Here is a 26,746-nt window from a genome sequence, read left to right as displayed (position 1 = left end):
CCTGTCTTAATGGTGACGATATTGTAAAACACAAGTCATTTTACTTCATCCCGTGTCACATCTATTCGGTCATGTTGTAACTCACGTTGTAGGTCAACCCCCACAGGGCTTTGGCGCAATTGGGTATCACTTTCAAACAGATGTTCTAATTCGGCTAAAGCGTTACGATGTGTTTCATACACTTTCTGCTCATCGTTATAAATGCTTTGCTGCTGTGCGAGCAGTTTTTCATCATAATCGCGGAATAATTCGATGCTCTTATAAGCATCAGCTTCAGCAATTCCGAGATTGCGCAGCGCAAAATAAGCCATCCCCAAGGATGATAAATAGGTTTCACGCCAAATATGTTCGACCCCTAGATCACGCAGCAAGTGCACATGATGTCGGTCTCGTGCCCGCACCAGTAAGTTTAGGTCAGGGTAGTTGAGTCGAATATGGCGTGCCACATTCATTGAGTCCTCAATATCATCAATGGCTAACACAAAAACTTTGGCATGTTCGATCCCTGCGGCACGCAGGATATCGGGTTGAGTGGCATCTCCATAGTAGAGTTTACCACCGTAGTTTCTGACAAAATCAACCTTGTCGATATTGCTATCAATGGCTGTAAAAGTCTGGTGTTGTAAGTGCACCAGTCGCGCTACAATTTGTCCAACACGCCCGAAACCCGCAATAATCATTGGGTTGTGTTGATCGGGAATGTCGTCATAGACGGGAGTAGTTTCTTTTTCAAATAGCGGTACCACCCAAGAACTCATTAGCCAGTATAGAATAGGCGTCAGAATCATCGACAAGGTCACGATCAGGTTGATCGGCTCTAAAATGGCCTGTGTAATCACATGTTCACTCATGGCCACATTGAGCACTACAAAAGCAAATTCACCGCCTTGTGCCAAACAGGTTGCCAGCATCAAACTGTTGCGCCATGAAAACTCGAAGTAGCGAGCTATGGCCGTTAATGCCAGCAGTTTGACCAACATCAGCAATAACGCACCGCCAATAATCAGACTTGGGGTTTCCCACAGGAGCGAAACTTGGGTACTCATCCCGACGGTCATGAAAAACAGACCGAGAAGTAGACCTTTAAATGGTGCAATACTGGCTTCCAGTTCATGGCGGAATTCAGAGTCAGCAAGTAACACTCCCGTTAAAAATGCGCCCAAGGTGGTACTGATACCTAAGACATCCATCAGCGCGACCACGCCTAAGACAATAAATAAGCCGACTGCGGTAATCAGTTCATGCGCGCCACTTTTGGCCACAAAGCGAAAAAATGGACGCATGAGATAACGACTAAATAAGAATAAGCCTGTAAAGGTAGCAACAATAGCGGCAAAGTAGGCAATGCCATGATGGGTTGAGCTTGTTCCCGCAAGAAGGGGAATAACTGCAATCAGCGGAATTGCAGCAATATCTTGAAAGAGTAAAATGGAAAAGGACTGTTGACCAAACGTGGTGTTGAGTTGTTGTTTTTCGCTCAGAAGTTGCAGAACGAAGGCTGTCGAGGAAAGAGCGAGGGCAAAACCAATCACAACACTGGCTGCAATCTGTTGTTGCAAGGCAAAAAAGACGATGCAAGCGAGTAGAATTCCGCAGACAGCGACTTGTAAGCTCCCCATCACGAATATGGATTTACGCATTTCCCATAAACGTTGTGGTCGGAGTTCCAGTCCAATAATGAACATCAAGAAAATCACACCGTATTCAGCGAGTTTATGAATATCCTCAGGGTCATGGACGACATTTAAAACACTGGGGCCAAGTAAAATACCTGTAAATAAATAGCCGAGTACGGTGGCAATCCCGAGCCGTTTGGCCAGCGGAACGATCATCAGTGCCGCAGCCAAAAAGAGGGTGATTTGAAGCAGTAGAGACATTGCCCTGTCCTAAATTTTTTTCTTTATGTTTAAAGTTTAAGGGAGAATGCGACTCAGGTCTAAGCCTTATTCGCCTACGGTCTTAACTTAACTCTTGTGGGTCAATATCGAGACTTAATTTCATGCCATGCGGCTTGTTGTGCCAGACATTTTGCCACCACTGACGAATATAGAAGTGCATACGTGCACGGTCTTTTGAGAGCAGTACCATATGCGCCTGATAGCGCCCAGCTTTACGTTCCATTGGTGCAGGAATAGGTCCCCAAATATCAATAGTGTTTTCTGAGGCTTGACGCAGGGCTTGTGCATGCTCTTGTAAAAAACTTTGGTTCAGTTCTTGTTGTTTAGACTCACAGCGCAATAAAGCTGCATAGCGATAAGGTGGCATCCATGCAGCTTTACGCTCTTTCAGTGTTTGCTTGGCAAAGCTACGATAGCCCGATTCCAAAAGGGTATTCAGCAAAGGATGATCTGGACGTAGAGTTTGTAAATAGACCTCACCTTTTTTCTCACCACGTCCAGCGCGTCCCGCAACTTGGATGATGAGCTGTGCGGTACGTTCTGTGGCACGAAAGTCAACACTGAGTAAGCCTGAGTCGATGTCTAAAATCGCCACCAAAGTCACATAAGGAAAGTGATGTCCTTTGGCTAACATCTGTGTGCCGAGTAAAATGATCGGTTCGCTTTTTTGGATTTTATTATAAATTTTTTGCCAACTACCGACTCGACTGGTGGAGTCGCGATCAACCCGAATCACGTCAAAATTGGGAAATAACGCTTGTAAGTTTTCTTCAACTTTTGCGGTACCTAAACCAACCGGTTTCAGTTCATTATGTTGACACTGCGGGCAGTGCTCAGGCATACGGTGGATGGTGCCACAGTGGTGACAGTGGAGATGCTGATAAGGCTGTCGATGTACGGTGAAATTGGCATCACAATGTGGGCATTTTGATTGCCAGCCACAACTCTCGCAGATTAACACGGGCGCATAGCCTCGACGGTTTAAAAAAACCAAGACCTGTTCTTTTTTGTCTAAACGCTTCTGTATTTCATGAATCAGTTGTTGGCTGATACCATTTTGCTTTTGTGCCACTTTCAGATCAATCACATGCATTTTTGGCATGACTGCTGCACCAGCCCGCTGGTTCAGTTCCAAGCGGATCATTTTACTTTGTTCGACCAGTGCATAACTGTCGATACTTGGCGTTGCAGAACCAAGGATAATTGGACAGTTTTCTAAGTGTGCACGGTATAAGGCCACATCACGAGCGTGGTAGCGGAAGCCCTCTTGTTGCTTGAATGATAAGTCGTGCTCTTCATCTAAGACAATCAAACCCAGATGTGGAAGGGGCGTATAGATAGCAGAACGTGTGCCAATCACAATTGAGGCTTTACCTGTTTGTGCGCTTTGCCAAGCTTGCAGGCGCTTAGAATCATTCAAACCTGAATGTAGTAGCGCAATATGACAGTGAAAACGAGATTGAAAACGACTCACTGTTTGTGGGGTGAGACCAATTTCAGGCACTAAAACCAAGACTTGTTTGCCTTGTTTTAAAACCTCTTGCATGACTTGCAAATAGACTTCAGTTTTACCACTACCCGTTAAGCCATCGAGTAAGAACGCTTGATAGCTGTTTCGTACTTTTAAAATACGCTGAATGGCATGCTTTTGGTCCTCATTGGGGGTGAGAGGCATTTGTGCCAGTGTCATGGCTTGCGGTTTAAAGTCTTGAGCTTCAAGGATGCACTGGGTGATTTGCTTTTTTTCTAAGGCTTTTAAGGTTGCTGTTTCTACACCAGCCAAATTTAAAATGTTTTCAGAAGTTCCTGTGGGATGTAGTTTTAAAATTTTATAGGCATCTTGTTGTTTTTCAGAACGCTTTAATTTGTCTTCGGCATGGTCATCAATCAGCTTCCACATCCGTGCCAATAAGTTATAAGGCTTACCTTGGCGTAAAAAGCTAGGTAACGCGGCATGCATCACTTCACCAATCGGAAATTGGTAATATTGTGCTGCCCATGTCAATAAACTTAAAACTTTAGCATCTAGAATAGCGCTGTCATCGAGCAACTCAGTTATGGCTTTGAGTTTAAAGCCTAAATCGAGTGGTTTCTCATCAGTGAGTTTCTCAACAATGACACCGACCACATTTTGGCGACCAAATGAGACAGCCACACGTGCACCGACTTCAGCTTGGTGGTATTGTTCAGCCGTTAAACTATAGTCAAAACAGTCATATAGATAAACAGGAACAGCCACACGAATACGGTAGCTCGGTGTGGTGGAAAGTGTATTCTCTGGCATAAAAAGCTCAAAATGTCCTGATGAAATTGTGATTGTGTGATGAATGAGTTGTGTTAGAGTGATGACATAATTTATAACTTAGAATATGAATGATTTTGATGCTGACATGCAACAGCACCAAATAACTAAATGGACAATTAGAAAGCGTAATCATGCCAGCATATCAATTTACCGCACTCGATGCCGCAGGAAAGCAGCAAAAAGGCGTGCTCGAAGGGGATTCAGCGCGTCAAATTCGGCAACAACTTCGTGATAAAGCGCTGATTCCAGTCTCGGTTGATCCTGTTGAACAAAAAGATAAGCACAGCAGCAAAACATGGTTTCAAAAACAAATTACCGCTTATGATTTGGCTTTATTGACACGTCAACTTTCTGTCCTTGTCGCTGCGGCCATTCCTTTGGAAGAAGCCATTCGTGCGGTCGGAAAGCAGTCAGAAAAAGCACACGTACAAAACTTGTTGATGTCAGTCCGTTCTAAAGTATTGGAAGGTCATTCATTAGCACAAGGTTTACAGCAGTCGGGGCGTTTTCCAGAGTTGTACATTGCCACGATTGCCGCTGGCGAGCGTTCAGGACATTTGGACTTAATTTTAGATCAGTTGGCAGACTACACTGAAAACCGCTTTGCGATGCAAAAGAAAATCCAAGGCGCGATGATTTACCCGATTATTTTAATGCTGATGTCTTTTGCCATTGTGATGGGACTCATGACTTATGTGGTGCCAGACATTGTCAAAACCTTTGACCAAAGCAAAGATGCCTTACCATGGATTACTGTGGCTTTGATGAAAGCCAGTGATTTTATTCGCGTGGCATGGCCGTTTCTATTGGTGGGCAGTGTACTGGGCATCGGCTTATTATTGCGATTTTTAAGAACTACAGCAGGGCATTATGCCTTTGATCGTTTAACGCTCAAACTGCCATTATTTGGTAAACTTTCACGTGGTATAAATGCCGCACGCTTTGCTAGTACTTTATCAATTTTGACCCAGTCAGGTGTACCCTTGGTGGATGCATTAAAAATTGGCGCGGCGGTGAGTAATAACTGGGTGATCCGCGATGCGGTCAATCATGCCGCAGAAAAAGTGACCGAAGGTGGAAACCTTGCGACCCAGTTGGAGCGTAGTGGTTATTTCCCACCGATGATGGTACAAATGATTAAAAGTGGTGAAACCTCGGGTGAATTGGATCGGATGTTAGAGCGCGCATCGACCATGCAAGACCGAGAAGTGACAACGCTGATATCGACCTTGCTGGCTTTACTTGAGCCACTGATGTTGGTTTTGATGGCAAGCATTGTCTTGGTGATTGTGATTGCCGTGATGCTACCGATCGTCAACATGAACAATATGATTTAATTTTAAAAATATAAGATGGAAGAGAAAATTCACATGCAATCAAAAATCTATAGACGCCAAGCTTCAGGTTTTACTTTAATTGAAGTTATGGTGGTGATTGTTATTTTAGGTGTGTTGGCAGCCTTAATTGTTCCCAATGTGATGGGACGCGGTGAAAAAGCCAAAGTGGATACCACCGTTATTACGCTTAAAGGGGTTGCTGCGGCATTGGATCAATATAAATTGGACAATGGTAAATACCCTTCGATGCAAGAGGGTGGACTTGACGCTTTGGTGAATAAGCCTGAGTCTGCAAAAAATTGGTTGCCAGGCGGTTATGTGAAAGGTGGATATCCCAAAGATAGTTGGGACAATGACATTCAATATGTTGCACCTGGGAGCGATGGACGACCATTTGATTTATATTCTTTTGGTGCGGATGGACAACAAGGTGGTGAAGAAACCAATGCTGATATTCAGTATCAACCTTAATTGAGAATTATTATATATTGGCTTTAATTGAATATATCATTACAGTGCATAGCTTATGCCAATAGACACTGTAATGATAATACATCTTAATTTAAAATTAATGTCTAAGATTTTGATTTTAAAATATTAAATATAATAAGAATGGTTGAGATTTATAATAAGAATTATTCCCATATTTGTTGATTACAAATAATGTAAATTATGGATAAAAATAGGCTTTTTATTTATTTAAATCCTTGCATAATGTTCTTAATGGCAACTGATTTGCCTGAGGAGAATAGAATGAAAGCATTAACCTTGTTGGATGACGTTAGCCAATTCCATTGGTCGATGCTCAAATCTGTTCTTTTGATTTTGAGTATGCTTCCTGTTGCTCAAGGTGTTTTAAGTCTCTGGCAATCGACTGAAGGCAGTAGTCAAATTATGGTAGGCTTCTTTGCAATCAGTCTGTTCAGCACATGGGCAGTTTTGAGCTTTTGGTCCGCTTTAAAAGCAACCGTACTCACACTCGATCAAGTACAGATTACAGCATTAGAACAAAAAGTGGTTATGGTTTATCGTTATACCCCGATGCTCTTTTTAGCCGGTATGGTGTCCTATTTGGTCAGTCAAATTTAATACTGACATGCATCGTTGTGATAAAAAAGCCGAGCATATACGCTCGGTTTTTTATTGCGTCATGAAGAATGGCAGAAAGATAGGATTGCTTGTCTGTTTCGTCGTATATGATCCTAGTGTTCGCTCTCTATACTGTAAAAAATATAAAGATAGAGTGAAATATGGAACAGATTGATTGGGCAGATTTTTTAAAAGTCGAGCTCCGAGTCGGACGTATTATTCAGGCCGAAGTCTTTGAGCAAGCACGTCAGCCTGCTTATATTTTACATGTCGACTTTGGTCATGAGATTGGCATTAAGAAATCGAGTGCACAGATTACTGAGCGTTATCAACCTGAACTGTTATTGGGTAAATTGGTGGTGGCAGTGGTTAACTTTCCGAAGAAACAAATTGGTCCTATCCAATCTGAGTGCTTAGTGACAGGCTTTCATGATTCAGATGCAGGCGTGGTGCTGTGTGTGCCTGATACAGATGTTCCAGTAGGTACCAAGTTACTGTAGCTGAAAAAGGAAAACCCAAGCGCAGCTTGAGTTTTCCTTGGAAAAGTCTGATCTAATAATAGGAATTATCGACGAGACTTAAACGATACATCGACTTTACGTGGACGATAGATCCAACCCAAGATCAGTAAAAAGACTGAAAAACCTAAAATTGGCCAGTCACTTAAACGGGTATATAAGGTTTGACCTTGCATAGCAGGTAGTTCGCCGCGAAGCACGGTTGCCACATCTTGCGGCGCACGCTTTACGATATGTCCCTGATGGTCAATAAATGCCGTCACACCTGTATTGGTGGCACGGATAAACCAGCGTCCATTTTCTTTGGCGCGCATCTGCACCATCTGTAAATGTTGTAAAGGGCCTGCGGTTCCCGTAAACCATGCATCATTGGAAACCGTCACCAAGAAATCACTTTGGCTGGCATTGCGACGCGTCAAGTTCGGATAAGCCACTTCATAACAAATCGCAGCACCTAAATGTTGTTGATGAATAGACAGCGGTTTTTGCTGTTGCTCGCCACGTGAGAAACCACTCATCGACGGATCATTTTGCATAGCTGGCAAGACCCATTTCAGTAAACCAGATAGCGGAATATATTCACCAAAAGGCACCAAACGTTGCTTTTTATAGAGGCCTTCAGCTTCAGCACCATTGGCCATAATGCTGTTGTAGTATAGGGGGCGACCTGCCGCTTCAGAGCCTGAAATATCCCAATACGGAATACCCGTGACCCACGCGGTGTTGCTTTTCTTGGCTTGCGCAGTCATCGCAGCTAAAAAGGGTTCGATATCACTTTGGAACATCGGAATAGAGGATTCAGGCCAAACAATGAGGTCACGTCCCCATTCTGTTTTAGTCAAATCGGCATAGATTCCGAGTGTTTTCAATTGATATTCAGTGAGCCATTTTAAGTCTTGCGGGATATTGCCCTGAATTAAAGAAACCGATAGTGGTGGCGTATTTTTTGCGGAGACGAATTCAATTTTTGATGCACCCCATGCACCAAGTACCAATAAGGCAGAAGGAATGACCCAGAAGATGCGGCGGTTTAAAACTTCGACCAGTGCACAGGCCAAAACCAAGACCACAAACGACACCCCGAAGATACCAAATAATGGCGCATACCCATCCAGTAAACGTTCGGTAAAGGCATAGCCTGCAAACAGCCATGGGAAGCCTGTGAAGACCCACGTTTTTGCCCATTCAAAAAGCACCCAAAGCGGGGCGAAGGTCAGTGGCGTTTCAGGGAAAAAACGGCGGTAAATAAAGCTTTGGACAGCCGTGAATAAGCCCATGACCAAGGCCATAATCCCGATCATGCCGACACTTAAGGCACTATTGGTATCGCCATAGACATGAATGGAAGTATAGAGCCAAAAAGCGCCCACGAACCATAGGCCAAAACCATAGGCCCAACCAATGCCAAAGGCCTGCTTTGCACTGCGTTTGCGTAAAGTCGCATAGAGCAGTGCTGGGGATAGAATTGCCAACCACCAATAGTAATACGGAGCCAGTGCAAAACTAAAAATAGCACCAGAAAATAAGGCAATTAAAAGCGGATAAATTAAAGGTAACTGTTTTTGTTGTGAAGTAGGGGTTAACAGTTTGTCAAAGTAAGCTCTCATTTACGAACGGCTCGAATCAGATGAATAGAACGTGCATCTGCTTCTACAATGGTAAATTCCCAATTTCCAAGATCAATCACCTGACCTTGTAAATCACTCACTAAACCAATTTCTTGAAGCAATAAACCGCCCACAGTTTCAACCTCATCATCAGAAAAGTCTGCATCTAAAAGATTGTTAAAGTGTTCGATTGGTGTAAGTGCCTGAACTAGCCAAGTATTTGCCGTGGTTGGGTCATTGTCAGGAATAATATATTCCGCTTCTTCATCAATTTTGTCGTGCTCATCTTCAATTTCACCGACAATTTCTTCCAAAATGTCTTCTAGCGTTACCAAACCTGAGGTTGTACCGTATTCGTCAATCACCACTGCAATATGCGTTTGGGTATTTTTCAACATGCGAAGCACTTGGTCTGAACGTGCGCTTTCAGGCACAAATAAAGGCTGGCGCATTAGCGCACGTATATCCACTTTATTGTTGGGTTCAGTCAAGAAAGGCAATAAGTCTTTCGCTAACAAAATGCCGACGACATTGTCAGGTTGATCTGATGAAAAGACTGGGAAACGTGAATGTGCTGACTCAACCAAAGTATGTAAAATGTCGAGTAACTCATCATCTTCTTGTAGGCTGATCATGGATGTACGCGGTGTCATGACCTCGCGGACTTTGGTTGCTGGAAGGTCTAATACGCCTTCTAACATCGCAACAGTGTCGGGTTCTAAAAAACGACGTGAATCTTGAACTAACTTTAACAGTTCATCGCGAGTTTCTGGCGCGGTACCTAACCATTTGCGTAAGCCACGCATTCCCCACGACGGGCCTGATTCCTCGTGCATGATCTTTCCTAAAGACGCTTAATATCTAAAAAACTTAATTTTATCATACCGTAGAAAACACAGTTGTCTATTGTAATTAAGCAAGGATTGAGTGAATGATCAGATCAAATGTTTTGAAATAGCAGACTTGAGCCGTCGAAGGGTGATTGAATTGAAATGTAGAAAGGTGAGTTGTGTTAAAATTGGCAGGTTTTTAAATTTTTGAGTTTGAATATGTCTGATTTGGAACGAAGCCCAAGCATTCAATTAAACACCCGTGGTTTACGTTGTCCTGAACCTGTGATGATGCTGCATCAAGCCATTCGCAAGTCTAAATCGGGAGATGTGGTTGAGGTGTTTGCAACGGACAATTCAACTTCTTGGGATATTCCTAAATTTTGTATGCATCTTGGGCATGAATTGTTATTACAAGAAGAACGTTTAGATGAAAATGGCAATAAGGAGTTTCATTATTTGGTTAAAAAAGGTTAGGAGATTTGTCTTGGTCTTTTAAAATGAGCTTGAGTAGAGAAAAAGAAATAACGTTCATCCAAGCAAATCAGAATGAAAAAAGTAACTGTATTCTTATGGGCTCATCTTTTTGCATTATTTTGTTCAGTTTCTTGGGCAAAATCTTGTGAAGTTCCTGTAAGAACGATGAATGTTGCAGGTTTAAAAATTGGACAGCATATTCGTGAATTTCAACAGAACCATCCCACCGCAAAAACGGTTATTTTAGGGGGCGATAATTATCAGTTTGAATTTGCACAAGGTGTGGATACACCAATTAAAAAAGCAGGTGTGAGCTGGGTTCAGCATATTCGTTATGATCCACATTCTAAAATGATTGTTTCATACAGTTTAAATTTTTTAGATGGGCCACTTGCGACGTATGAAACCGATTTAGATGTTTTTAAAAGTCGAGTCTTAAAAAGATTTCAGGTGGCGCAAAACGGCTGGAAACAAGTTGAAAATAAATATGTCTATCAGTGTGATAATTATCGGATTGAAATTTATCAAGATCATGGAGTTGGGCATACTGCGATAGGGCCAACGGTGATGGTTTTTAGCAGAAAGTCAGATGCCTATTAAGTAAAAAAATCCCTTCAGTGCTGAAGGGATTTTTTTAATCTAAAAGAGATCACCTGTGCGGAAATATGCCTCAGCGTAAGTCTTTTCTAACATTACATGTTCGGGTATGAGACACGGTTAGCAAAGTAACCGCTTTGCCGTGTCGCAAGGAATTACATATTAGGGTAATTCGGACCACCACCACCCTCAGGAGTCACCCAAGTAATGTTCTGAGACGGATCTTTAATATCACACGTTTTACAGTGCACACAGTTAGCCGCGTTAATTTGGAAACGCTTCGAACCATCATTCTCTTCCATAATTTCATAAACACCAGCAGGGCAGTAGCGCTGAGCTGGCTCGTCCCATTTTGGTAAGTTTACATTTACAGGAATAGAAGCATCAGTCAGTTTCAAGTGTGCTGGCTGATTTTCTTCATGCACCGTATTCGATACAAATACTGAAGATAAACGGTCAAAAGTCAGCTTACCATCTGGTTTTGGATAGTTCGGCTTAAATGTTGCCGTATCTACAGTTTTCAGTGTACTGAAGTCAGGCACTAAGTCATGCAATGTAAACGGGACTTTAAACACGTTCTGGTCGATGAAGTTAAATGCACCACCACCGAACGTACCAAATTTGTGCATTGCTGGGCCAAAGTTACGAGAACGATATAACTCTTCTTTTAACCAGCTATTGTTGAACTTGTCTGTATAAGCGGTTAACTCTTTTGCAAAGAAGTCTTCACCTTCAAGCACACGTGCAATGGCAAGATCACCACCTTTTTCAACGCCTGCTTGAATCGCTTCGAATACCGCTTCGCCGCACAACATGCCAGACTTCATAGCCGTGTGAGAGCCTTTAATTTTAGCGAAGTTTAGGAAGCCTGCATCATCACCAATTAAAGAACCACCAGGGAAGCTAAACTTCGGCAGTGAGTTGAAACCGCCTTTCACTACAGCACGTGCGCCATAAGAAATACGCTTACCACCTTCAAGATACTGCTTAATCAGTGGATGCGTTTTCCAGCGTTGCATTTCTGCAAATGGATACATGTGTGGGTTTTCGTAAGATAAGTCCACGATCATACCCAAAGTAACTTGGTTGTTTTCAGCGTGATATAACCACCAACCACCAGAAGAACCTGTTTCAGCTAGAGGCCAACCTGCCCCGTGCATCACCAAACCTGGCTTGTGTTTCGCAGGGTCAATTTCCCACAGCTCTTTGATGCCGATACCATAGTGTTGAGGGTCTGCATCTTTATCGAGATCAAACTTGGCAATCAGACGCTTACCTAAATGACCACGACAGCCTTCCGCAAAAATCGTGTATTTGGCATGTAGTTCATAGCCCGGGGTAAAGTTATGCGTTGGTTCACCATCTTTACCAATCCCCATATCACCGGTTTGGATGCCTTTAACCGTACCATCAGCATGATAAAGAATTTCAGATGCAGCAAAACCTGGGAAAATAGAAACTTCTAATTCCTCAGCTTTTTGGCCTAACCAACGCACCACGTTACCAAGTGAAATCACATAGTTGCCATCATTGTGCATGGTTTTAGGAACCATCCAGTGCGGCGCTTCTTGTGACTTTTCAGCAGACATTAAGAAATAGGTTTTATCTTCAGTTACTGGAACATTTAAAGGCGCGCCTTCTTCTTTCCAGTTTGGGAACAACTCATTGATCGCACGCGGTTCGAGCACAGCACCTGAAAGGATATGCGCACCAACTTCAGAGCCTTTTTCTACGACACAAACGGACAGATCATTAAGGTTGTTTTCAATTGCAAGTTGACGAATTTTAATCGCAGCAGAAAGGCCAGCAGGGCCTGCGCCAACGATGACTACGTCAAACTCCATCGATTCACGTTCGATGTGTTCCATGTAGGACTCCTCATATGGTTAAAGGTGGCAACCGTTTTGACTCAAAGAACGGTGCTGCCATGAGTGTTCTTAGTTCCCAGACACAAAATTTATCATCGTGTCTTTTTATTGTGAGCTAGTATAGGTTTAAACCGAGTTCTAGCCAATTGGCTGAATCATATTATTTTTCCGTCAGACAGGCATGAATTTTATGGATAAGCAGCACAACTCAGCAAATCCGACGAAAAAAGTAGCTATTGCTGATAATAAAAACTTAACTGATATTGCACAATACATAAAAGATGGACAGTCCGGTCACAAAAGGTCAATCCCCCCTTTAGATCAATGGCACCCAAAGCATTGTGGCGCAATGGATTTGAAGGTTTTGGCCAATGGAGAATGGTGGCACGAAGGTCAATTGATCAAACGCCCAGCCATGATTGAGCTATTTGCAACGGTACTTTGGAAAGAAGAAGATAAGTTTTATCTTAAAACCCCTGTCGAGCAGATTGAAATCGAGGTTGAAGATGAGCCTTTATTTGTCAATCAGGTCGATCAAGTCGAAATTGCAGGAAAAATCTACCTACAACTGACCACGACCACACATGATGTAGTGATTGTTGATGAAGCCCATCCCATTTTTATGCGTGCCTTCCAAGGGGAGCTACGTCCTTATGTGCATGTTCGCTTTGGGATTAATGCATTGATTCAGCGTGCTGCTTTTTTTCATTTGGTGGAAATGGGTGAGCTAAGCGACGATGCAGATGGACAGGCTAAACTGTGCTTACAAAGTGGTGATTTGCTATTGCAATTAGGCACCTGAGGTTTAAGCTTGATTGATCTTTTAACTTTATACTGCAACGAGTCCTCATGAGTGCCATTCAGCCCTTATTTCCCCTGATCAACCCCATGCCAAAAGCGACAGCCGATGCGCCAATCGGGATATTTGATTCGGGAATAGGTGGCTTATCCATCGCTCAAGAAATTGCCAAGCATTTGCCGAATGAACGCTTTATTTATTTTGCCGATACTGCACACGTGCCTTATGGTCCACGTGATGACCAAAATATTCGAGAGCTGTCTGCACATGCTATTGAATGGTTGTACCGCCAAGGCTGTAAAGTTGCCGTTGTAGCATGTAATACCGCTTCAGCCTTTAGTTTGGATTATTTACGTGAACATTATGGCGATAGCTTTCCGATTATTGGCCTTGTTCCTGCCTTGAAGCCTGCGGTACTACAAAGTAAATCTAAAACCGTGGCTGTACTGGCCACTCCTGCGACTTTTCGTGGACAGCTCATCAAAGACGTCGTCGAAAAATTTGCGCAACCTTCGGGCGTTAGCGTAATTCCTGTGACTTGTTTAGATTTAGTGCCTTTTGTTGAGAGTGGCGCACAGATGAGTGTGGCATGTTTAGCCATTTTAAAAGATATTTTACAACCTGTTGTCGATCAAGGCGCAGATTACTTAGTTTTAGGCTGTACCCATTACCCTTTTTTGAAAATAGCGATACAATCTATTTTTGGTCAGAAACTGACATTAATTGACTCTGGGCAGGCAGTTGCACGACAAACAGCCCGTATTTTAATCAAAAATGAGTTATTATTTGAACAAAATCATGGTGATGATGTTCGAATCGAATGTTTTGTCAGTGGAAATAACGCAGAAAGTTTAAGACCCATCTTAGAACTTCTGCTTGAACCAGAATTAAATTGGACAATTTCGAATATATCGGATTGATTTTTATAAAAATGAGTCTAGTATTTTGATATATAGTCAAAAAATTGAAACCTAACATGCTTGAGTTAGTCGCTGTATCCATCTAGTTAAAATTGGGGGATGGGATACTGCGAAAAATAATGAGGATAACCGATGCTCGATAAGCGTTATCAAGTTTTTATTACGACCTCTGGAAGTGAAATGCAACCAGAACGGATGATTTTGGCCCAGACTTTAGTAGGCATGGGTTTTTTTTCTTGGGGATTAGAACAACGGACACCACTTTCAACGGCTTTTGCACGCCGTCAGATTGATGACTGTGACTATGTCATTTTGTTGCTTGGAAGCAAGTACGGTGAGCAGTCTGTATCGGGTGTGGGCTATATGCATCTCGAATACATTTATGCAGTGACCAAACAAAAGCCGATTATTGTCTTTATGCATGATGATCCAGATGCACGTGATCCTAATTTGCATGATGACAAGCCTGAGTTACGTGAAAAATTCAAAGATTTTAGAAAACTACTGCAACAGGAAGTTGATCAGGTTTTTACGTATAGAACGATGCGTGATTTGGAGATGGCTGTTCGTTTGAATATGACCCAGATGTTGGAGCGTTATCCTGTATCGGGCTGGGTTCGTCCGCAGAATACCCAAGTATTGCATGACGAGATAGATAAGCTCAAAGCGAAGGTGATGCAGTTAGAAACCGAAGCAGGTAAACGCGAAGTCGATCCATTCCTGACATTGCCGAAAGTAGCTATGCATGAGTTTTTTGTATTTGATTATCGGATGCATGCTTATCAGGATGGAAACTTTAAGGAACTGAAAATTCAAAAGCAGATGACCTGGGCACAGTTACTCTCGGTTCTGGGTTCGACATTTATTCATCCAACGCCTGAAGAGTATTTTTCAAAACGCATGAATGAATATTTAAATGAAACGGGTTTAAATGATGCACGGCAAGAAATGCCACGTGCGCATGCGGTTGCTCGTTCACAAATTAATATTCGTGCCTTACATAGTATTAAAATGCAAATGCGTCAAAATGATTGGATCATTCAGTCGGGTCGCGACGATCGCCAACGTATGCTTTGGCAGTTGACCCCAAAAGCCAGTAAGCTTTTGGAGAGTAATTTATTGGAAAATGATCGGGCTTTCCAATTTCAGTCTTCGTAGTTATCCATTTAGAAAATGAAAGGAAAACTGTTACAGTAGGGACATTCAAAAACGAGCAACGAGGGCTGAATGTCTACTGCAGCAAAAGCAAAAGTGACTGTTATTTTGGCAAATTTGGGGACGCCAGATGCACCGACGGCTTCCGCAGTGCGTCGCTTTTTAGATCAGTTCTTATCTGATTCGCGTGTGATTGAAATTCCCAAACCGCTTTGGCAGATTATTCTTCGTTTATTTATTTTGCCGTTTCGTCCGAAGCGTGTTGCCCATGCTTATGAAATGGTGTGGGGTAATGACTCGCCAATGCGAGAGATTTTGCTAACCCAAGTTACTGCATTAGAACAGCAACTTCTTGTGGATAATCCCGAATTTGAATTGAATATCATCCCTGCAATGACCTATGGCAATCCTGGTATTCAGCCTTTGCTTGCTGAGTTGAGTCAAAAGCCTCAAGATCATATTGTGCTTTTTCCTTTGTTTCCGCAGTATTCTGCAACATCTAGCGCGCCTTTATATGATGCTTTCGCGAAGTGGATTCCCAAACAACGCAATTTGCCGGGGTTGAGTATTATTCGCGATTATTATCAGCACCCTTTATACATTCAGGCTTTGGCGCAAAGTGTGCGCGATTTCCGTACTGAACATGGGGGGGCTGAAAAGCTGTTAATGTCTTTTCATGGTATTCCACAGCCTTATGCCGATAAAGGCGATCCCTACGCCGACCGTTGCCGCATCACAGGGCGGTTGGTGGCAGAAGAGTTGGGACTGGCAGAGAATGAATGGGCCATCAGTTTCCAATCCCGCTTTGGCAAGCAAGAATGGGTAAAACCATATACCGATGCCTTACTGACCGAATGGGCAGAGCAAGGAGTGAAGTCGGTACAAATTATGAGCCCTGCGTTTTCAGCGGATTGCTTAGAAACTTTAGAGGAATTGGCGATTCAGAATGCTGAATTGTTTTTGTCTCACGGTGGAGAACGGTATCAATATATTCCAGCCTTGAACAGCCGCGGAGATCATTTGCAATTGCTCAATACTTTGGTTCAAGCTAATCTTGATGCCTTAAAACAGACATTAGCCAGCAAAACGAATTGAGGTTGACACGCTATGTTGCAAGTTAAAATTGTGCCTGTAACGGCATTTCAGCAGAACTGTTCGATTGTTTGGGACAGTGACAGTAAAGAAGCAATTTTAATTGATGCAGGTGGAGAGCCTGAGAAACTTAAAGCTGAAATCGAAGCGTTGGGTCTGACAGTAAAAGCGCTGTGGTTGACGCATGGACATTTAGATCATGCTGGAGCAGTCGGGGCATTAAAAAAACTGTGGGATGTCCCTGTGATTGGCCCGCATAAAGAAGATGCTTTTTGGTTGGATATGATCCAAGAAGTTTCGCAGCGTTATGGTTTTCCTATTCCAGAAAAGGTAGATGTCACGACATGGCTTGAAGGCGGGGAAGTTCTTAAACTGGGAAATGAAGAGTTTGAAGTGCGTTTTGCCCCTGGGCATACTCCTGGTCATGTGATGTTTTATAACAAAAACTATGGATTACTGTGGACAGGCGATGTGTTGTTTAAAGGCTCAATAGGTCGTACCGACTTTCCGCGTGGTAATCATCAGCAGTTGATTGACTCTATTCAGCGCGAATGCTTTAGCTTACCTGATGAGACACAGTTTATTTCAGGACATGGCCCAATCAGTACCATCGGCTTTGAAAAACAACATAACCCTTTTGTGGCAGGAAAAGCAGGCTAAGTGTTTCGCTGTTTAGTTGAAAATAAAAAAGTCAGCTGGTGCTGACTTTTTTATTTTCGAAATGGATTATTCAAAATGTGTTGAGTTTCGAGAGCAAACACGATGGAGAATAAGGCGAATAAGAGTCCAACCGAAAGGATCAGCAGATCTTGTATATAGATGCCAAACATCAAGCTACTGACCGAAAGTAAAGACGCAATAATCACAATAATTTTACTGAGTAGATTCATCTTTTCCTCCTCCTATAAGGTTTATTTTTATGATTTATTCAAATGTGAGTGAGTAAAAAACCTAAGGAGGATTATAGATGAAGAATATTGTTTTTGAATAAATGTTGATCAATTAAATGGTGAACAATTCTCATCAAAATATGAAAAATATCATGAAATAAGGCAGATTATTCTTCAGAATTATCGGCCTGTGGAGCATCTTGTGTTGGGAGACGATATTCATCGTTTGCCCATGCGCCTAAGTCAATTAGCTTACAACGCTCTGAACAAAAAGGACGAAAGGCGTTGTCTTCCCATTGGCTCATTTCACCACAGCGCGGGCATGGAAACGTATGTGGCATGATGTGCTCCAGATAAAATTTTCGGATTGAAATAGGCAAAAACGTTGGCAGTTGTTAGACTGATGCGGTTTTTTCTTAGTTTGATCTGATTATGCCAATTCGTCAATTTCAAGCCCAGCGTATGCAAGCCCCTCGTGATTTCAAAATGATCAGCCGTGATCCTATTTGTGTGGAAATTGGGGCGGGCAAGGGTAAACATGCCTTATTGTTTACGGCCAATCACCCTGAGAAAAAGCTGATTGCGGTTGAGCGAACCCGTGAAAAGTTTGTAGCGATGCAGAAACAACATGGCTTGGAAGGTCAGCAGAATTTACAACTGGTACATGCCGATGCTCTGCCGTGGGTGGTGCATGCTTTGCAGCCACAGCAAGTTGAGCAGTTCTTTATTCTTTATCCGAATCCTGAACCGCATAATCCTGCGCAGCGCTGGTTGAATATGCCATTTTTTGAATTTCTGATTTCACGTTTACAAGTGGGTGGACAAATCACTCTAGCCAGCAATATTCCAGAATATATCGAAGAAGCACAGCAACAGTTGATTGAGGTATGGAAATTACCGTTTGTGAAAGAGCGCATTGCGGATCATTCTGCACGTACGCATTTTGAAATTAAATATTTAGAACGAGGCGAGCTCTGCCAACAGTTGATCATCACCAAACCTGAAGGGTATTGCACACGTTTTGACGTGTTTCAGGCTTTGCAAGGTCTGAACCCACAGGCGCAATCTTCAGATCAAGCTGAATAAACCATGCCAAAGCGTATTGCAATTATTGGGGCGGGCCCAGCAGGTTTGATGGCGGCAGAGGTGTTGAGCCAATATGATGTTCAGGTCGATGTATTTGAACAAAAACCATCAGCTGCACGTAAGTTCCTGATGGCGGGTAAAACAGGACTGAATATCTCTCATGCAGAACCTGTGGAGCAGTTTATCGGTCGTTATGATCAAGCCGAATGGTTGGCGCCTTGGATTCGTGAGTGGGATGCCGCATGGATTCAAGCATGGATGAAAGGTTTAGGCATTGAGTCCTATGTTGGAACGTCTGGGCGTATTTTCCCGATTGAAATGAAAGCCGCGCCTTTATTACGTGCATGGTTGAAACGCTTGGTTGGATTAGGCATCAAGTTTCATTATCGTCATCAATGCCTCAGCCTCAAAGAGCATACGCTTGAAATCAAGTCTTTGGTCAGTGATCAAGTACATAGCCAGAGCTATGATGCCATTGTCTTGGCCTGTGGAGCAGTGTCATGGTCTCAGCTCGGTAGTGATGGTGCATGGCAAGATTGGTTGGATGGCGATGAAATTGAACCTTTTCAAGCCAGTAATGCTGGGGTAGAACATGAATGGTCAAGCTACATGCAACCCGTTTTCGGTCAACCCCTGAAACGTATCGCAGCATGGGTGGGTGATACAGAAAAAAGTATGGGCGATATCGTGATCACCCATTACGGTCTAGAAAGTGGTTTGGTCTATAAGCAAGGACGAGCGCTTCGCGCACAGCAGAAGCAACAACAGTCTTTAATTTTGAAGCTCGATTTGCTGCCTGATGTCACGGTTCACGAATTGGCTGTACGGTTGAAACCCACGAAAAAACAGTCGTTAAGTAATGTTTGGCGTAAAGCTGGTTTAGATGCAGCCAAGGCAAATTTAGTACGAGAGTTGGTTGCAAAAGAACACTGGAATCACCCTGAGCAACTGGCTCAGCAGATCAAGCAACTCCAGATTCCTTTAACAGGTTTTCGTCCGATTGAAGAAGCGATTAGTTGTGCAGGTGGTGTGCGCCGTGAAGTGCTGAGTTCGCAGTTGCAATTAAAATCTAATCCCGCCGTTTTTTTATGTGGGGAAATGTTGGACTGGGATGCACCCACAGGGGGCTACTTACTCACTGCATGTTTTGCAACTGGACGTGCCGCGGGTAATGGGGTTTTGCAGTATTTGAATGTGGCAAAAAAATCGCCATAAGCAATGCAACTGAAAATCAGCTGTGCTAATTTGAATAAAAAATTCAAGGAGCATCATGATGTCAGATCTTCAGCAGTATGTGGGCAGTTGCCTATGCGGTGCAGTAACTTATCAAATTGATGGGCCGATTGGCGATATTGTCCAATGCCATTGTCAAAAATGTCGCAAGGCCAATGGAACCGCCTATGCAACCAATGCACCGATTGCTAAGGCGGATTTCAAACTGACGTCTGGTCAGGATGTTGTGAAAAAATATGCATCGAGTGCAGGCACAGAGCGCTGTTTCTGTGGCAACTGTGGTTCACCGATTATCAGTATTAAGGCCGACACTCCTGACTTTTACCGTTTGCGTATTGGCACTTTAGATACCCCTTTAGCGCAAAAGCCGACGCAACATATTTTTGTGGCATCTCAAGCTGAGTGGGACAACATTTGTGATGCATTACCACAATATGCAGAGCGCCCGTAGTTCATTACTTGAATTCAGGGGATCGTATGATCCCTTTTTTTGTCACTTAGTAGCCTGTAGCTGTTGTATCTTTTTGCTTAGAGTATTGCGACTGCCAGTGCTCAAGCTGTTCTTGAGCATGAATAAGTTCACCAAGACCTTTCACGTTCTGCTCTGGCGTAGCATTTTTATTCTGGATAATTTTGGCTTGGTTGTCCCAATATTGGTACATCAACGTTTGAATGTAGCGTCCTTGCTCTGTTTTCAAATCCAGCTCTTTCAGCATATTCAGCGCTGACTGAATGTTGTCTTGTTTACGTGTTTTTGCAAACTCATCTGTCAGTGTACCTGCTTCGCGCATTTTGATGAGCTCATCTTCCATTTCGTCACTCATGCTGCTAAAGCGTTGGTCATAGTCGACCAAGAGCGTAATATCGTGTGGATCATCAGCTGTTTGAGCAAAGTTTTTAACGGGTTCGGAGCTGAGTTCTTGCAGAACTTTATCATCGCTCGAAAGCGTGTCTTGCTCAGCACGTTCATCGGCCTTGTTACAACCTGTCAGGATTAAACTGCCACCTAAAACAAGCGGCAGTAGAGCCTGTTTCAATGAAAGGGTATTTGGGTTCATGTCGGTGTCCTATTATTCTGCTATTTTTTGAAAGTGATAGGCATAGGTGATGTAAGGAAAACTGATTTCGTCCTGTGGCTGTTTGCCCGTGTACTGCAGCACAATTTGTTCAAACTGATGTTTTAAATCCTGTTGTTGCTCCGTAGGCATTGCGGCAATAAAACTGGTCGAAAGGAGACGTTTTGACACGACTTGCTCCACTGTACCTGTTTGCTGCTGTGCAAACTGATGCAAGCTTTTAAGCTGAAATAAGGGTTGATGTTCAAAAACTTTTTGCCATAGCCCGCTATGATAACGTGGGGTATCTCCTTCTAAAGGAGCAAGTCGTTCTGCCAGAGCATTGACCCAGTTGACTTGAGTATCACGTTGATTCCAGACCAAGCCCAAATGCCCTTGCAGTTTTAGGACACGATGGATTTCGTTTAAACTGTCCATGTTGGCAAACCAGTGGAAGGCCTGCGCAGATAAAACTGCATCAATGCTTTGCGAAGGCAAGGGAATATGGTCACTAAAGGCTTGTAAAGTTTCCACCTGTGGATAAGCCAGTTTGAGCTGAGCCAACATTTCGGTGACAGGTTCGATGGCAGTGAGTTGTCCACTATGTGGAATAAGATAAGGCAGAAACTTACCTGTACCCGAGGCAAGATCAATCACATGTGAATCTGTGTTTAAATGCAGTTGCTCGGTGAGCCATGCATGGATCTCTTGTGGATAACTTGGACGCACTTGTTGATAAAGTTCAGCAGCCGCGCTAAACCCGTGTTGCGCCGAAGGATGGAGTAATTGTGTCATATTTTGCGCTTTTTTATCTGCTCTGCATCTATAAAATAACACATTTGGTTCGATGAAATCGCTTATGCTGTATGGAACGAACATGACCTCACTTTATAGGAATGAAATCTCTCAGCATGGACATGGCGAAACAAATTATTTTTGAAGATGAACAGATTCGTGTCATTTTTTTACAGGGTTCATCGGACGAACTTATTTTCTCTTTTGGCGACCTGATTACCCGTGCCAAGGGAACGTCGATCAATGCAGAAAAGTCGCTGGCGAAGTTTGGCTTCAATGTGGTTGGCATTATGCCCAAACAAAAGTCATGGTTTCCAGAGTCTTCGATGTTGGCCATGTTGGACGCGATTCGCGCTTGGATTGCGCCCTTTCAAACCCGTATTGCCTATGCAGGGTCAATGGGGGGCTATGCCGCGATTAAATACTCAAAGCTGCTTGGATTTAAGCGTGTGGTGGCCTTGGTGCCGCAGTATTCGATCGACCCTGAACAGGTGACGGATAACCGCTATAACATGTTCTATCAGCCTGAGCTGAACCATGACATGCAGGTACAGCCGAAGGATGTCTCGGCAGAGTGTGAATACATCGTTATTTATGACCCTTACTGCCCTGAAGACCGTGCGCACTATGAAAAATTACAAACGGTCGTGCCGAATCTGAAAACCCTGAACTTACCTTTTACAGGGCATGATGCGATTGCCGTTTTAGCCAGTTCAGATTTGCTACATGACTTTCTACGTCATGAGTTTGATGCGCCGTATTTTTATAAAAAAATTCGTGAAGTGAAAAAGAACAGCAAGTTTTATTACCGGAAAGTGATCGAAAACTTGTTGCCACGTCACCGCTTTTCTTTGGGACGCATTCTGAAAAATAATGACCTTGAGTTAGATGGTCAGTTTTTTGATAGCAAACTCAAACAAAGTATTATCCGTGAGTTACTCAGCAATCGACAAGTGAGCCAGACCGATCTACTGAAACTGGGCATTCAGGTCAATTTGCCACAAGAAAGTAGCTGTCAGTTGATGGATAATTTTGGACATGGTTTAGTGTTCAATATGATCAGTCAGAAGATTGAAAGCTATGCACCAGATGCCATTGCACTGAATCATAAGTTTCTGCTGCCGATTTTTGCCAAGGGCAATGGGTTAGTACATATTTACTATAACGATATGCGCTATACCATCGTCATGAATGACAGACAGATCATGAAATTGGTACATGAACAAGCCGAGTTGAGCGCTGGAATGCATCCATTGTTAATGAAAAAATACAGTGATTATTATCTGATTAGCTATAAGCAGTTTAACTTTAGCTGTGATGAATATGGTGGCTTTGATTTGGTCGAGGATATTCCAGAAACAGCGCAGTTTTTAGTCTCAAGCGATACTGAATCAGATGTGTTTCTATAATGTGCTCATGTGATTTATTCATATAGGGCTTTGGTCTAAAGCCAAGCGCTTGTTTTCCGTCCTATTTGGTTTAATATGAAAGTATTGTTTATATTTTAAAGAATACGGATAAAGATCAAATAGGGTGGAAGCAATGCAAAGACATTGGTCGGCTGTATTTATAACATTATTGTTTATTTCAACATCCCAAAGCGTACTGGCACAAAGTTTAGACCCCGCCTATCTGACATTCGGTGGTGGTCTGATTCTCTTGTTGATCCTGACGTTTTATGTGATTAAACAGATCAGTATTTCTATTCGTATTCATCGTAATAAGCCCGTTAAATAGCGGGCTTTTTTCTGTGTGTGGTGGCTGTTTTCAGGTGGTCAAGACCGTGTTTACATTGAAAAATGGGGTTGAGTTGGTTTAAATAAGCGCTCTATCATTATGCAGAACAACAGGACGTGAGCAATGAAAGCCGTATTTTTAGATTATGCATCCTTAGATAAAAATGATTTGGACTTTCAAGCACTGCATGCTGTTTTTGATGAACTGATCCTCTACCCAAGTACCGATGCTGAGATGCTTGTTGCGCGTGTGCAAGACGCAGATGTGATTATTAGCAACAAAGTGATGGTGAATGCCGACACCTTAAAACAATGCCCTCAGTTAAAGTTGATTTTAATCTCTGCTACAGGCAGCAATAACATTGATTTGCAGCAAGCCAAAGCACAAGGTGTTGTGGTGTGTAATTGTCAGGGTTATGGTACGGCAGCAGTGGCACAGCACACTTTAATGTTGATGCTCAACCTTGCAACCTCATGCTTGCAATACGACCGTGCAGTGCAACAGGGCGAATGGAATAAAGCTTCGCAGTTTTGCCTACTGGATTATCCAATTATTGAACTTTCCGGTAAGACCTTGGGTATTTTAGGGTATGGGGAATTGGGGCAGGCAGTGGCTAAACTCGCTGAAGCCTTCGGCATGCGGGTTCTGGTGGGCAATTTGCCGAACCGTCCACATGCTGACTCAACACGAGTGGGCTTTGATGACTTGTTAGCGCAATCGGATTTTGTCAGTCTGCATTGTCCATTAACCGATGACACGCTTAACCTGATTGATGCTCAAGCTTTCAAAAAAATGAAAAAAAGTGCCTTTTTAATTAATTGTGCACGGGGTGGAATTGTCAATGAAGCAGCTTTAGTCGATGCGTTAAAACAGGGGGAAATTGCGGGTGCAGCTACTGATGTACTAACCGTTGAGCCACCTAAACAGGGTAATGTTTTATTGGAGGCTGGTCTGCCGAATTTAATCATTACACCACACAGCGCGTGGGGCAGTGTCGATGCACGTCAGCGCATGGTGCAGCAATTGGTGGAAAATGCTCAAGCTTTTCAAGCTGGACAGCCAATCCGTCGGGTGAATTAAAGCAAATGATGACAATGAAAAAGCCCATCAACTGATGGGCTTTTTTTTTCATTAAAGCTTAGTCACTTTAATTTCTTCTTCTGTTTGAGCAGGTGTAAATGATGACGGTGCTTGGGTAATCGTAGGTTCATTTACTATTTGTGGTGCGACAGGCTGTGGAGATGAGAATGAAGGCGCTTGAACCGCAGGAGCATCTACGGGTGCAGATGAAGGTTGACTCAAGCTGCCTTGGTAAATGGGAGCGGGTTGATCCGTTTGACCAGTAATCACTTGCTTGGTTTCATGCAGCTTTTTATTCACATTTTGAGTGACTTGCTGTCCTGTTTCTTTGGCCTGTTCTGCGGTGTTGTTGGTAATAGTTTTTGCGCTGTCCAAGGCTTTGTGTGCAGAAGGGCGAATTTTTTGGATGCCTTTTTCTGTTGCAGTACCGACTTTTTCCGCCGTGTTAATCACACCTTCTTGAGTTTTATAAGCCCAAACGTGAAAGATATTGGGATTTTTACCATAAGGCGTAATAGGCTTTTGTGCTTGCTGAGTAGTGGTTTCTGTTTGTGCCCATACACCTGCTGTTGTCATTAAAAGAGTGCAGAAGAGTGTTGTTTTCATCATGTTCATAGAGCAGTGTACCTCTTGGGCTATCGTGCATAAATCAGCGTTTTAGCATAAAGCCTCTTTGTGTGAATTTCATGTGCTTGGTTGTAAATAAGCGTTGTGTGCAAACGTCTATAGCTAAAAAAAGAGCCCAGCATGTGGGCTCTCTCAACTCTGGAGGAGTTTAACTTCTACTTCGCGCCAACGGCGGCATCCGCAGATGAACCGACTTTGGCTTTAGCAACAGGTGTATCTAGTTCTACTTGAGCTTGCCCATTTAAGTCAGCACGTTTGGGTTGACCACTGACAGCTTGCTTAGTTTCCTGCCATTTTTGTTTGGTCGCTTGTTGGCCTTGTTTCGCTTTATCCGCTATATAGTGACCACTTTTTTTGGTGTTATGCTCAACAGAGTCTTTAACGTCACCAGCCTTATCTTTTACGACAGCAGATTTTTCAGCTGAAAATTCTTTGGTGTCTTGCCATTTTTCTTTGCTGAATGCTTTGGTTTTGTTGGCACCTTGTTCAACCGTTTCACCTGTAGCATGTGCGGCATGTTTGACATCATGTTTTAAGTTTTGCAATACGCTTGGCTGCGAGGTTTGAACTTGAACATTGGCCGATGTATTGGCTGTGGTATTTGCAAATAGGGAAGTGGAGGCTAAAAGTGCAGTGGTTAAAGCCGAAGCGGTGAGTGTTTTTGTTAAAACTTTCATCTTTGATTTTCTACCTCTTATGACAGAACCCGATGAGGAGTTCAGAACAGCAGTCATCATAGACAGAAATGAGCTCAAAAATAGCGTTTGATATGAAAGTCGCACAATGCGGCAACAGCGCATGAACACTGGGCTGAAAATTGTGTTGTTCGGTTAATTGATTAAAATTATGTAAATTTATGCGTAGTCGTTGTTTTAAATGTAAAGAATATAGAGACTGATATTGAAGTAAAAAGACACGATGCAATAGATTTTTGAGAGTAGTCATCACTGATGTTGTACCAGTGATGACGATTTGCTTAGTTACATTGCGCTAGGGCTTCTTTTGCAAAGTGATTACGTAGTGCGAGGAAGTTTTTCTGTACTTCTGCATCGTGTAATTCAAATTTGGTTGCTGTGCTTGTACCATCGAGTGCAAAGGTTGCTGAACCACCTGTGATGAGGGTGTAGTCACGGAACGCCCACTGTTCTACGACTTTGCCTGCTTTGAGGTTGCCCGTAAATTCGATGACACATTTGTCTTCAAATTTGGTCAGTTTTGCTTTGTTATTGGTTGTGTCTGGATAGACTTCAATGTCTTGGACTTCTTGTAATACACCCGCTGTCAACTGTGGAATCGTTGGTTGAGATGTACATGCTGTAATAGAAAGGGCAGCAAAAGTAGCGAAAAGTACAGTTTTTAATTTCATAAGGTTCGTTCTTGTTGCGAGTTGTTAGGTTGAGTATAGGGAATTGAGGCCTTATTGCAAATATTCATCTCGAAGTATGAGTAAATTAATACAGGTTAAGGAAGAGTGATTTAGGCATAGAATTTAGGAAATTTTAATTTTGGTGAAAAGTGTCTTAGGGTAGTGTCGTGATTGGGTGGTTAACAAAACTACATGATTGTGTGAATTAAGAATGAAAACAATATATCTAGATACAAATTATTTAACTCTTTCAACGCTATTTGTAAATTCAATAAGGCAGTTGTCTTTTCATTTAATCAGAAATGCCAAGTTGTGTTTGGCTCAGTAGAGATATTTTTATGCTGTTCTAAACCACAGGTGCATTGGGATTGGTCGGTGTCGTTGA

General features: G+C 42.8%; 29 protein-coding genes. 17 read left to right on the top strand and 12 right to left on the bottom strand.

Going from position 1 to position 26,746, the window contains the following annotated elements; translation table 11 throughout:
• Positions 1-35 precede the first annotated feature (35 nt).
• On the bottom strand, positions 36-1,877 hold the full coding sequence (locus ACZ8ZH_RS15830) for a monovalent cation:proton antiporter-2 (CPA2) family protein (protein ID WP_086209663.1): 1,842 nt from the start codon (positions 1,875-1,877) through the stop codon (positions 36-38).
• An 82-nt stretch (positions 1,878-1,959) separates the two neighbouring features.
• On the bottom strand, positions 1,960-4,182 hold the full coding sequence (locus tag ACZ8ZH_RS15825) for a primosomal protein N' (protein ID WP_119064123.1): 2,223 nt from the start codon (positions 4,180-4,182) through the stop codon (positions 1,960-1,962).
• Positions 4,183-4,334: 152 nt separating this feature from the next.
• Here ACZ8ZH_RS15825 and gspF point away from each other — a divergent pair, with 152 nt between their 5' ends.
• The 4 genes from gspF to ACZ8ZH_RS15805 all read left to right on the top strand — a co-directional run bounded on the left by gspF (position 4,335) and on the right by ACZ8ZH_RS15805 (position 7,129).
• Positions 4,335-5,540 carry a type II secretion system inner membrane protein GspF gene (gspF, locus tag ACZ8ZH_RS15820; protein ID WP_004692652.1) on the top strand — a complete coding sequence of 402 codons (1,206 nt, stop codon included), beginning with the start codon at positions 4,335-4,337 and terminating at the stop codon, positions 5,538-5,540.
• Positions 5,541-5,573: 33 nt separating this feature from the next.
• Positions 5,574-6,011, top strand: coding sequence for a type II secretion system major pseudopilin GspG (gene gspG / locus ACZ8ZH_RS15815; protein WP_086209809.1), 438 nt, complete (start codon positions 5,574-5,576; stop codon positions 6,009-6,011).
• A 282-nt stretch (positions 6,012-6,293) separates the two neighbouring features.
• Positions 6,294-6,629, top strand: coding sequence for a hypothetical protein (locus ACZ8ZH_RS15810; protein WP_086209661.1), 336 nt, complete (start codon positions 6,294-6,296; stop codon positions 6,627-6,629).
• A 161-nt stretch (positions 6,630-6,790) separates the two neighbouring features.
• The gene (locus ACZ8ZH_RS15805; protein ID WP_119064121.1) at positions 6,791-7,129 is read left to right on the top strand and encodes a tRNA-binding protein; all 339 of its coding nucleotides are present in this window, start codon (positions 6,791-6,793) and stop codon (positions 7,127-7,129) included.
• A gap of 65 nt (positions 7,130-7,194) precedes the next feature.
• On the opposite strand, the gene lnt is transcribed toward ACZ8ZH_RS15805, so the two are convergent.
• Together lnt and ACZ8ZH_RS15795 are read right to left on the bottom strand one after the other, a co-directional pair.
• The gene (gene lnt / locus ACZ8ZH_RS15800) at positions 7,195-8,754 is read right to left on the bottom strand and encodes an apolipoprotein N-acyltransferase (protein ID WP_110974271.1); all 1,560 of its coding nucleotides are present in this window, start codon (positions 8,752-8,754) and stop codon (positions 7,195-7,197) included.
• A complete protein-coding gene (locus ACZ8ZH_RS15795; protein ID WP_086209658.1) occupies positions 8,751-9,590 on the bottom strand; it encodes an HlyC/CorC family transporter in 840 nt (279 codons plus the stop codon). Before ACZ8ZH_RS15795 ends, lnt begins: the two co-directional genes overlap by 4 nt.
• 213 nt (positions 9,591-9,803) lie before the next feature.
• Between ACZ8ZH_RS15795 and tusA the strand changes: the two genes are divergently transcribed.
• Together tusA and ACZ8ZH_RS15785 are read left to right on the top strand one after the other, a co-directional pair.
• Entirely contained in the window at positions 9,804-10,061 is a 258-nt protein-coding gene (gene tusA / locus ACZ8ZH_RS15790) for a sulfurtransferase TusA (RefSeq protein WP_086209657.1), read from the top strand.
• A gap of 72 nt (positions 10,062-10,133) precedes the next feature.
• Entirely contained in the window at positions 10,134-10,661 is a 528-nt protein-coding gene (locus ACZ8ZH_RS15785) for a hypothetical protein (RefSeq protein ID WP_119064119.1), read from the top strand.
• Between the two features lie 152 nt (positions 10,662-10,813).
• On the opposite strand, the gene ACZ8ZH_RS15780 is transcribed toward ACZ8ZH_RS15785, so the two are convergent.
• Positions 10,814-12,526, bottom strand: coding sequence for an electron transfer flavoprotein-ubiquinone oxidoreductase (locus ACZ8ZH_RS15780; protein WP_119064117.1), 1,713 nt, complete (start codon positions 12,524-12,526; stop codon positions 10,814-10,816).
• A gap of 190 nt (positions 12,527-12,716) precedes the next feature.
• Here ACZ8ZH_RS15780 and ACZ8ZH_RS15775 point away from each other — a divergent pair, with 190 nt between their 5' ends.
• From ACZ8ZH_RS15775 to ACZ8ZH_RS15755, 5 genes are all read left to right on the top strand, one after another.
• On the top strand, positions 12,717-13,328 hold the full coding sequence (locus ACZ8ZH_RS15775) for a DUF1285 domain-containing protein (protein ID WP_119064115.1): 612 nt from the start codon (positions 12,717-12,719) through the stop codon (positions 13,326-13,328).
• A 47-nt stretch (positions 13,329-13,375) separates the two neighbouring features.
• A complete protein-coding gene (gene murI, locus ACZ8ZH_RS15770; protein ID WP_086209653.1) occupies positions 13,376-14,245 on the top strand; it encodes a glutamate racemase in 870 nt (289 codons plus the stop codon).
• Between the two features lie 132 nt (positions 14,246-14,377).
• Positions 14,378-15,403 (top strand): DUF4062 domain-containing protein, encoded by a 1,026-nt coding sequence (locus tag ACZ8ZH_RS15765; protein WP_086209652.1) that lies wholly within the window; start codon positions 14,378-14,380, stop codon positions 15,401-15,403.
• Between the two features lie 69 nt (positions 15,404-15,472).
• Positions 15,473-16,495, top strand: a complete 1,023-nt coding sequence (gene hemH / locus ACZ8ZH_RS15760; protein ID WP_119064113.1) for a ferrochelatase — start codon at positions 15,473-15,475, stop codon at positions 16,493-16,495.
• A 12-nt stretch (positions 16,496-16,507) separates the two neighbouring features.
• The gene (locus ACZ8ZH_RS15755) at positions 16,508-17,152 is read left to right on the top strand and encodes an MBL fold metallo-hydrolase (protein WP_086209650.1); all 645 of its coding nucleotides are present in this window, start codon (positions 16,508-16,510) and stop codon (positions 17,150-17,152) included.
• A gap of 50 nt (positions 17,153-17,202) precedes the next feature.
• Here the strand turns inward: ACZ8ZH_RS15755 and ACZ8ZH_RS15750 are convergent, their stop codons facing one another.
• Both ACZ8ZH_RS15750 and ACZ8ZH_RS15745 read right to left on the bottom strand, forming a co-directional pair.
• On the bottom strand, positions 17,203-17,382 hold the full coding sequence (locus ACZ8ZH_RS15750; RefSeq protein ID WP_110974278.1) for a hypothetical protein: 180 nt from the start codon (positions 17,380-17,382) through the stop codon (positions 17,203-17,205).
• Between the two features lie 167 nt (positions 17,383-17,549).
• The gene (locus ACZ8ZH_RS15745; RefSeq protein WP_086209648.1) at positions 17,550-17,723 is read right to left on the bottom strand and encodes a DNA gyrase inhibitor YacG; all 174 of its coding nucleotides are present in this window, start codon (positions 17,721-17,723) and stop codon (positions 17,550-17,552) included.
• Positions 17,724-17,808: 85 nt separating this feature from the next.
• Between ACZ8ZH_RS15745 and ACZ8ZH_RS15740 the strand changes: the two genes are divergently transcribed.
• From ACZ8ZH_RS15740 to ACZ8ZH_RS15730, 3 genes are read left to right on the top strand one after another with little or no spacing between them, the layout of a single operon-like run.
• The gene (locus ACZ8ZH_RS15740) at positions 17,809-18,468 is read left to right on the top strand and encodes a class I SAM-dependent methyltransferase (RefSeq protein ID WP_171405804.1); all 660 of its coding nucleotides are present in this window, start codon (positions 17,809-17,811) and stop codon (positions 18,466-18,468) included.
• Positions 18,469-18,471: 3 nt separating this feature from the next.
• Positions 18,472-19,683 carry a TIGR03862 family flavoprotein gene (locus tag ACZ8ZH_RS15735; RefSeq protein WP_119064109.1) on the top strand — a complete coding sequence of 404 codons (1,212 nt, stop codon included), beginning with the start codon at positions 18,472-18,474 and terminating at the stop codon, positions 19,681-19,683.
• Between the two features lie 58 nt (positions 19,684-19,741).
• Positions 19,742-20,152 carry a GFA family protein gene (locus ACZ8ZH_RS15730; RefSeq protein WP_086209645.1) on the top strand — a complete coding sequence of 137 codons (411 nt, stop codon included), beginning with the start codon at positions 19,742-19,744 and terminating at the stop codon, positions 20,150-20,152.
• 46 nt (positions 20,153-20,198) lie between these two features.
• Here ACZ8ZH_RS15730 and ACZ8ZH_RS15725 read toward each other — a convergent pair whose 3' ends face one another.
• Both ACZ8ZH_RS15725 and ACZ8ZH_RS15720 read right to left on the bottom strand, forming a co-directional pair.
• Positions 20,199-20,759, bottom strand: a complete 561-nt coding sequence (locus ACZ8ZH_RS15725) for a hypothetical protein (RefSeq protein WP_119064107.1) — start codon at positions 20,757-20,759, stop codon at positions 20,199-20,201.
• Positions 20,760-20,771: 12 nt separating this feature from the next.
• Positions 20,772-21,551 (bottom strand): class I SAM-dependent methyltransferase, encoded by a 780-nt coding sequence (locus tag ACZ8ZH_RS15720; RefSeq protein ID WP_119064105.1) that lies wholly within the window; start codon positions 21,549-21,551, stop codon positions 20,772-20,774.
• A gap of 122 nt (positions 21,552-21,673) precedes the next feature.
• On the opposite strand from ACZ8ZH_RS15720, the gene ACZ8ZH_RS15715 reads away from it, so the two are divergent.
• The 3 genes from ACZ8ZH_RS15715 to ACZ8ZH_RS15705 all read left to right on the top strand — a co-directional run bounded on the left by ACZ8ZH_RS15715 (position 21,674) and on the right by ACZ8ZH_RS15705 (position 24,368).
• Positions 21,674-22,960 (top strand): hypothetical protein, encoded by a 1,287-nt coding sequence (locus ACZ8ZH_RS15715; protein ID WP_162900290.1) that lies wholly within the window; start codon positions 21,674-21,676, stop codon positions 22,958-22,960.
• A 133-nt stretch (positions 22,961-23,093) separates the two neighbouring features.
• Positions 23,094-23,288: a hypothetical protein gene (locus ACZ8ZH_RS15710; RefSeq protein WP_004692607.1), complete on the top strand. Its 195-nt coding sequence runs from the start codon at positions 23,094-23,096 to the stop codon at positions 23,286-23,288.
• 123 nt (positions 23,289-23,411) lie between these two features.
• Positions 23,412-24,368 (top strand): 2-hydroxyacid dehydrogenase, encoded by a 957-nt coding sequence (locus ACZ8ZH_RS15705; RefSeq protein WP_119064102.1) that lies wholly within the window; start codon positions 23,412-23,414, stop codon positions 24,366-24,368.
• A gap of 51 nt (positions 24,369-24,419) precedes the next feature.
• Here the strand turns inward: ACZ8ZH_RS15705 and ACZ8ZH_RS15700 are convergent, their stop codons facing one another.
• From ACZ8ZH_RS15700 to ACZ8ZH_RS15690, 3 genes are all read right to left on the bottom strand, one after another.
• A complete protein-coding gene (locus ACZ8ZH_RS15700; RefSeq protein WP_119064100.1) occupies positions 24,420-24,983 on the bottom strand; it encodes a hypothetical protein in 564 nt (187 codons plus the stop codon).
• A gap of 167 nt (positions 24,984-25,150) precedes the next feature.
• Positions 25,151-25,672 carry a hypothetical protein gene (locus ACZ8ZH_RS15695; protein WP_119064098.1) on the bottom strand — a complete coding sequence of 174 codons (522 nt, stop codon included), beginning with the start codon at positions 25,670-25,672 and terminating at the stop codon, positions 25,151-25,153.
• Between the two features lie 299 nt (positions 25,673-25,971).
• Positions 25,972-26,361 (bottom strand): hypothetical protein, encoded by a 390-nt coding sequence (locus ACZ8ZH_RS15690; RefSeq protein WP_004978867.1) that lies wholly within the window; start codon positions 26,359-26,361, stop codon positions 25,972-25,974.
• Positions 26,362-26,746 lie beyond the last annotated feature (385 nt).

The sequence above is a fragment of the Acinetobacter sp. SW-226 genome, from assembly GCF_055632855.1.
Note: the sequence above shows the minus strand (reverse complement) of the source record. Positions and strands in the feature narration are given on the sequence as shown.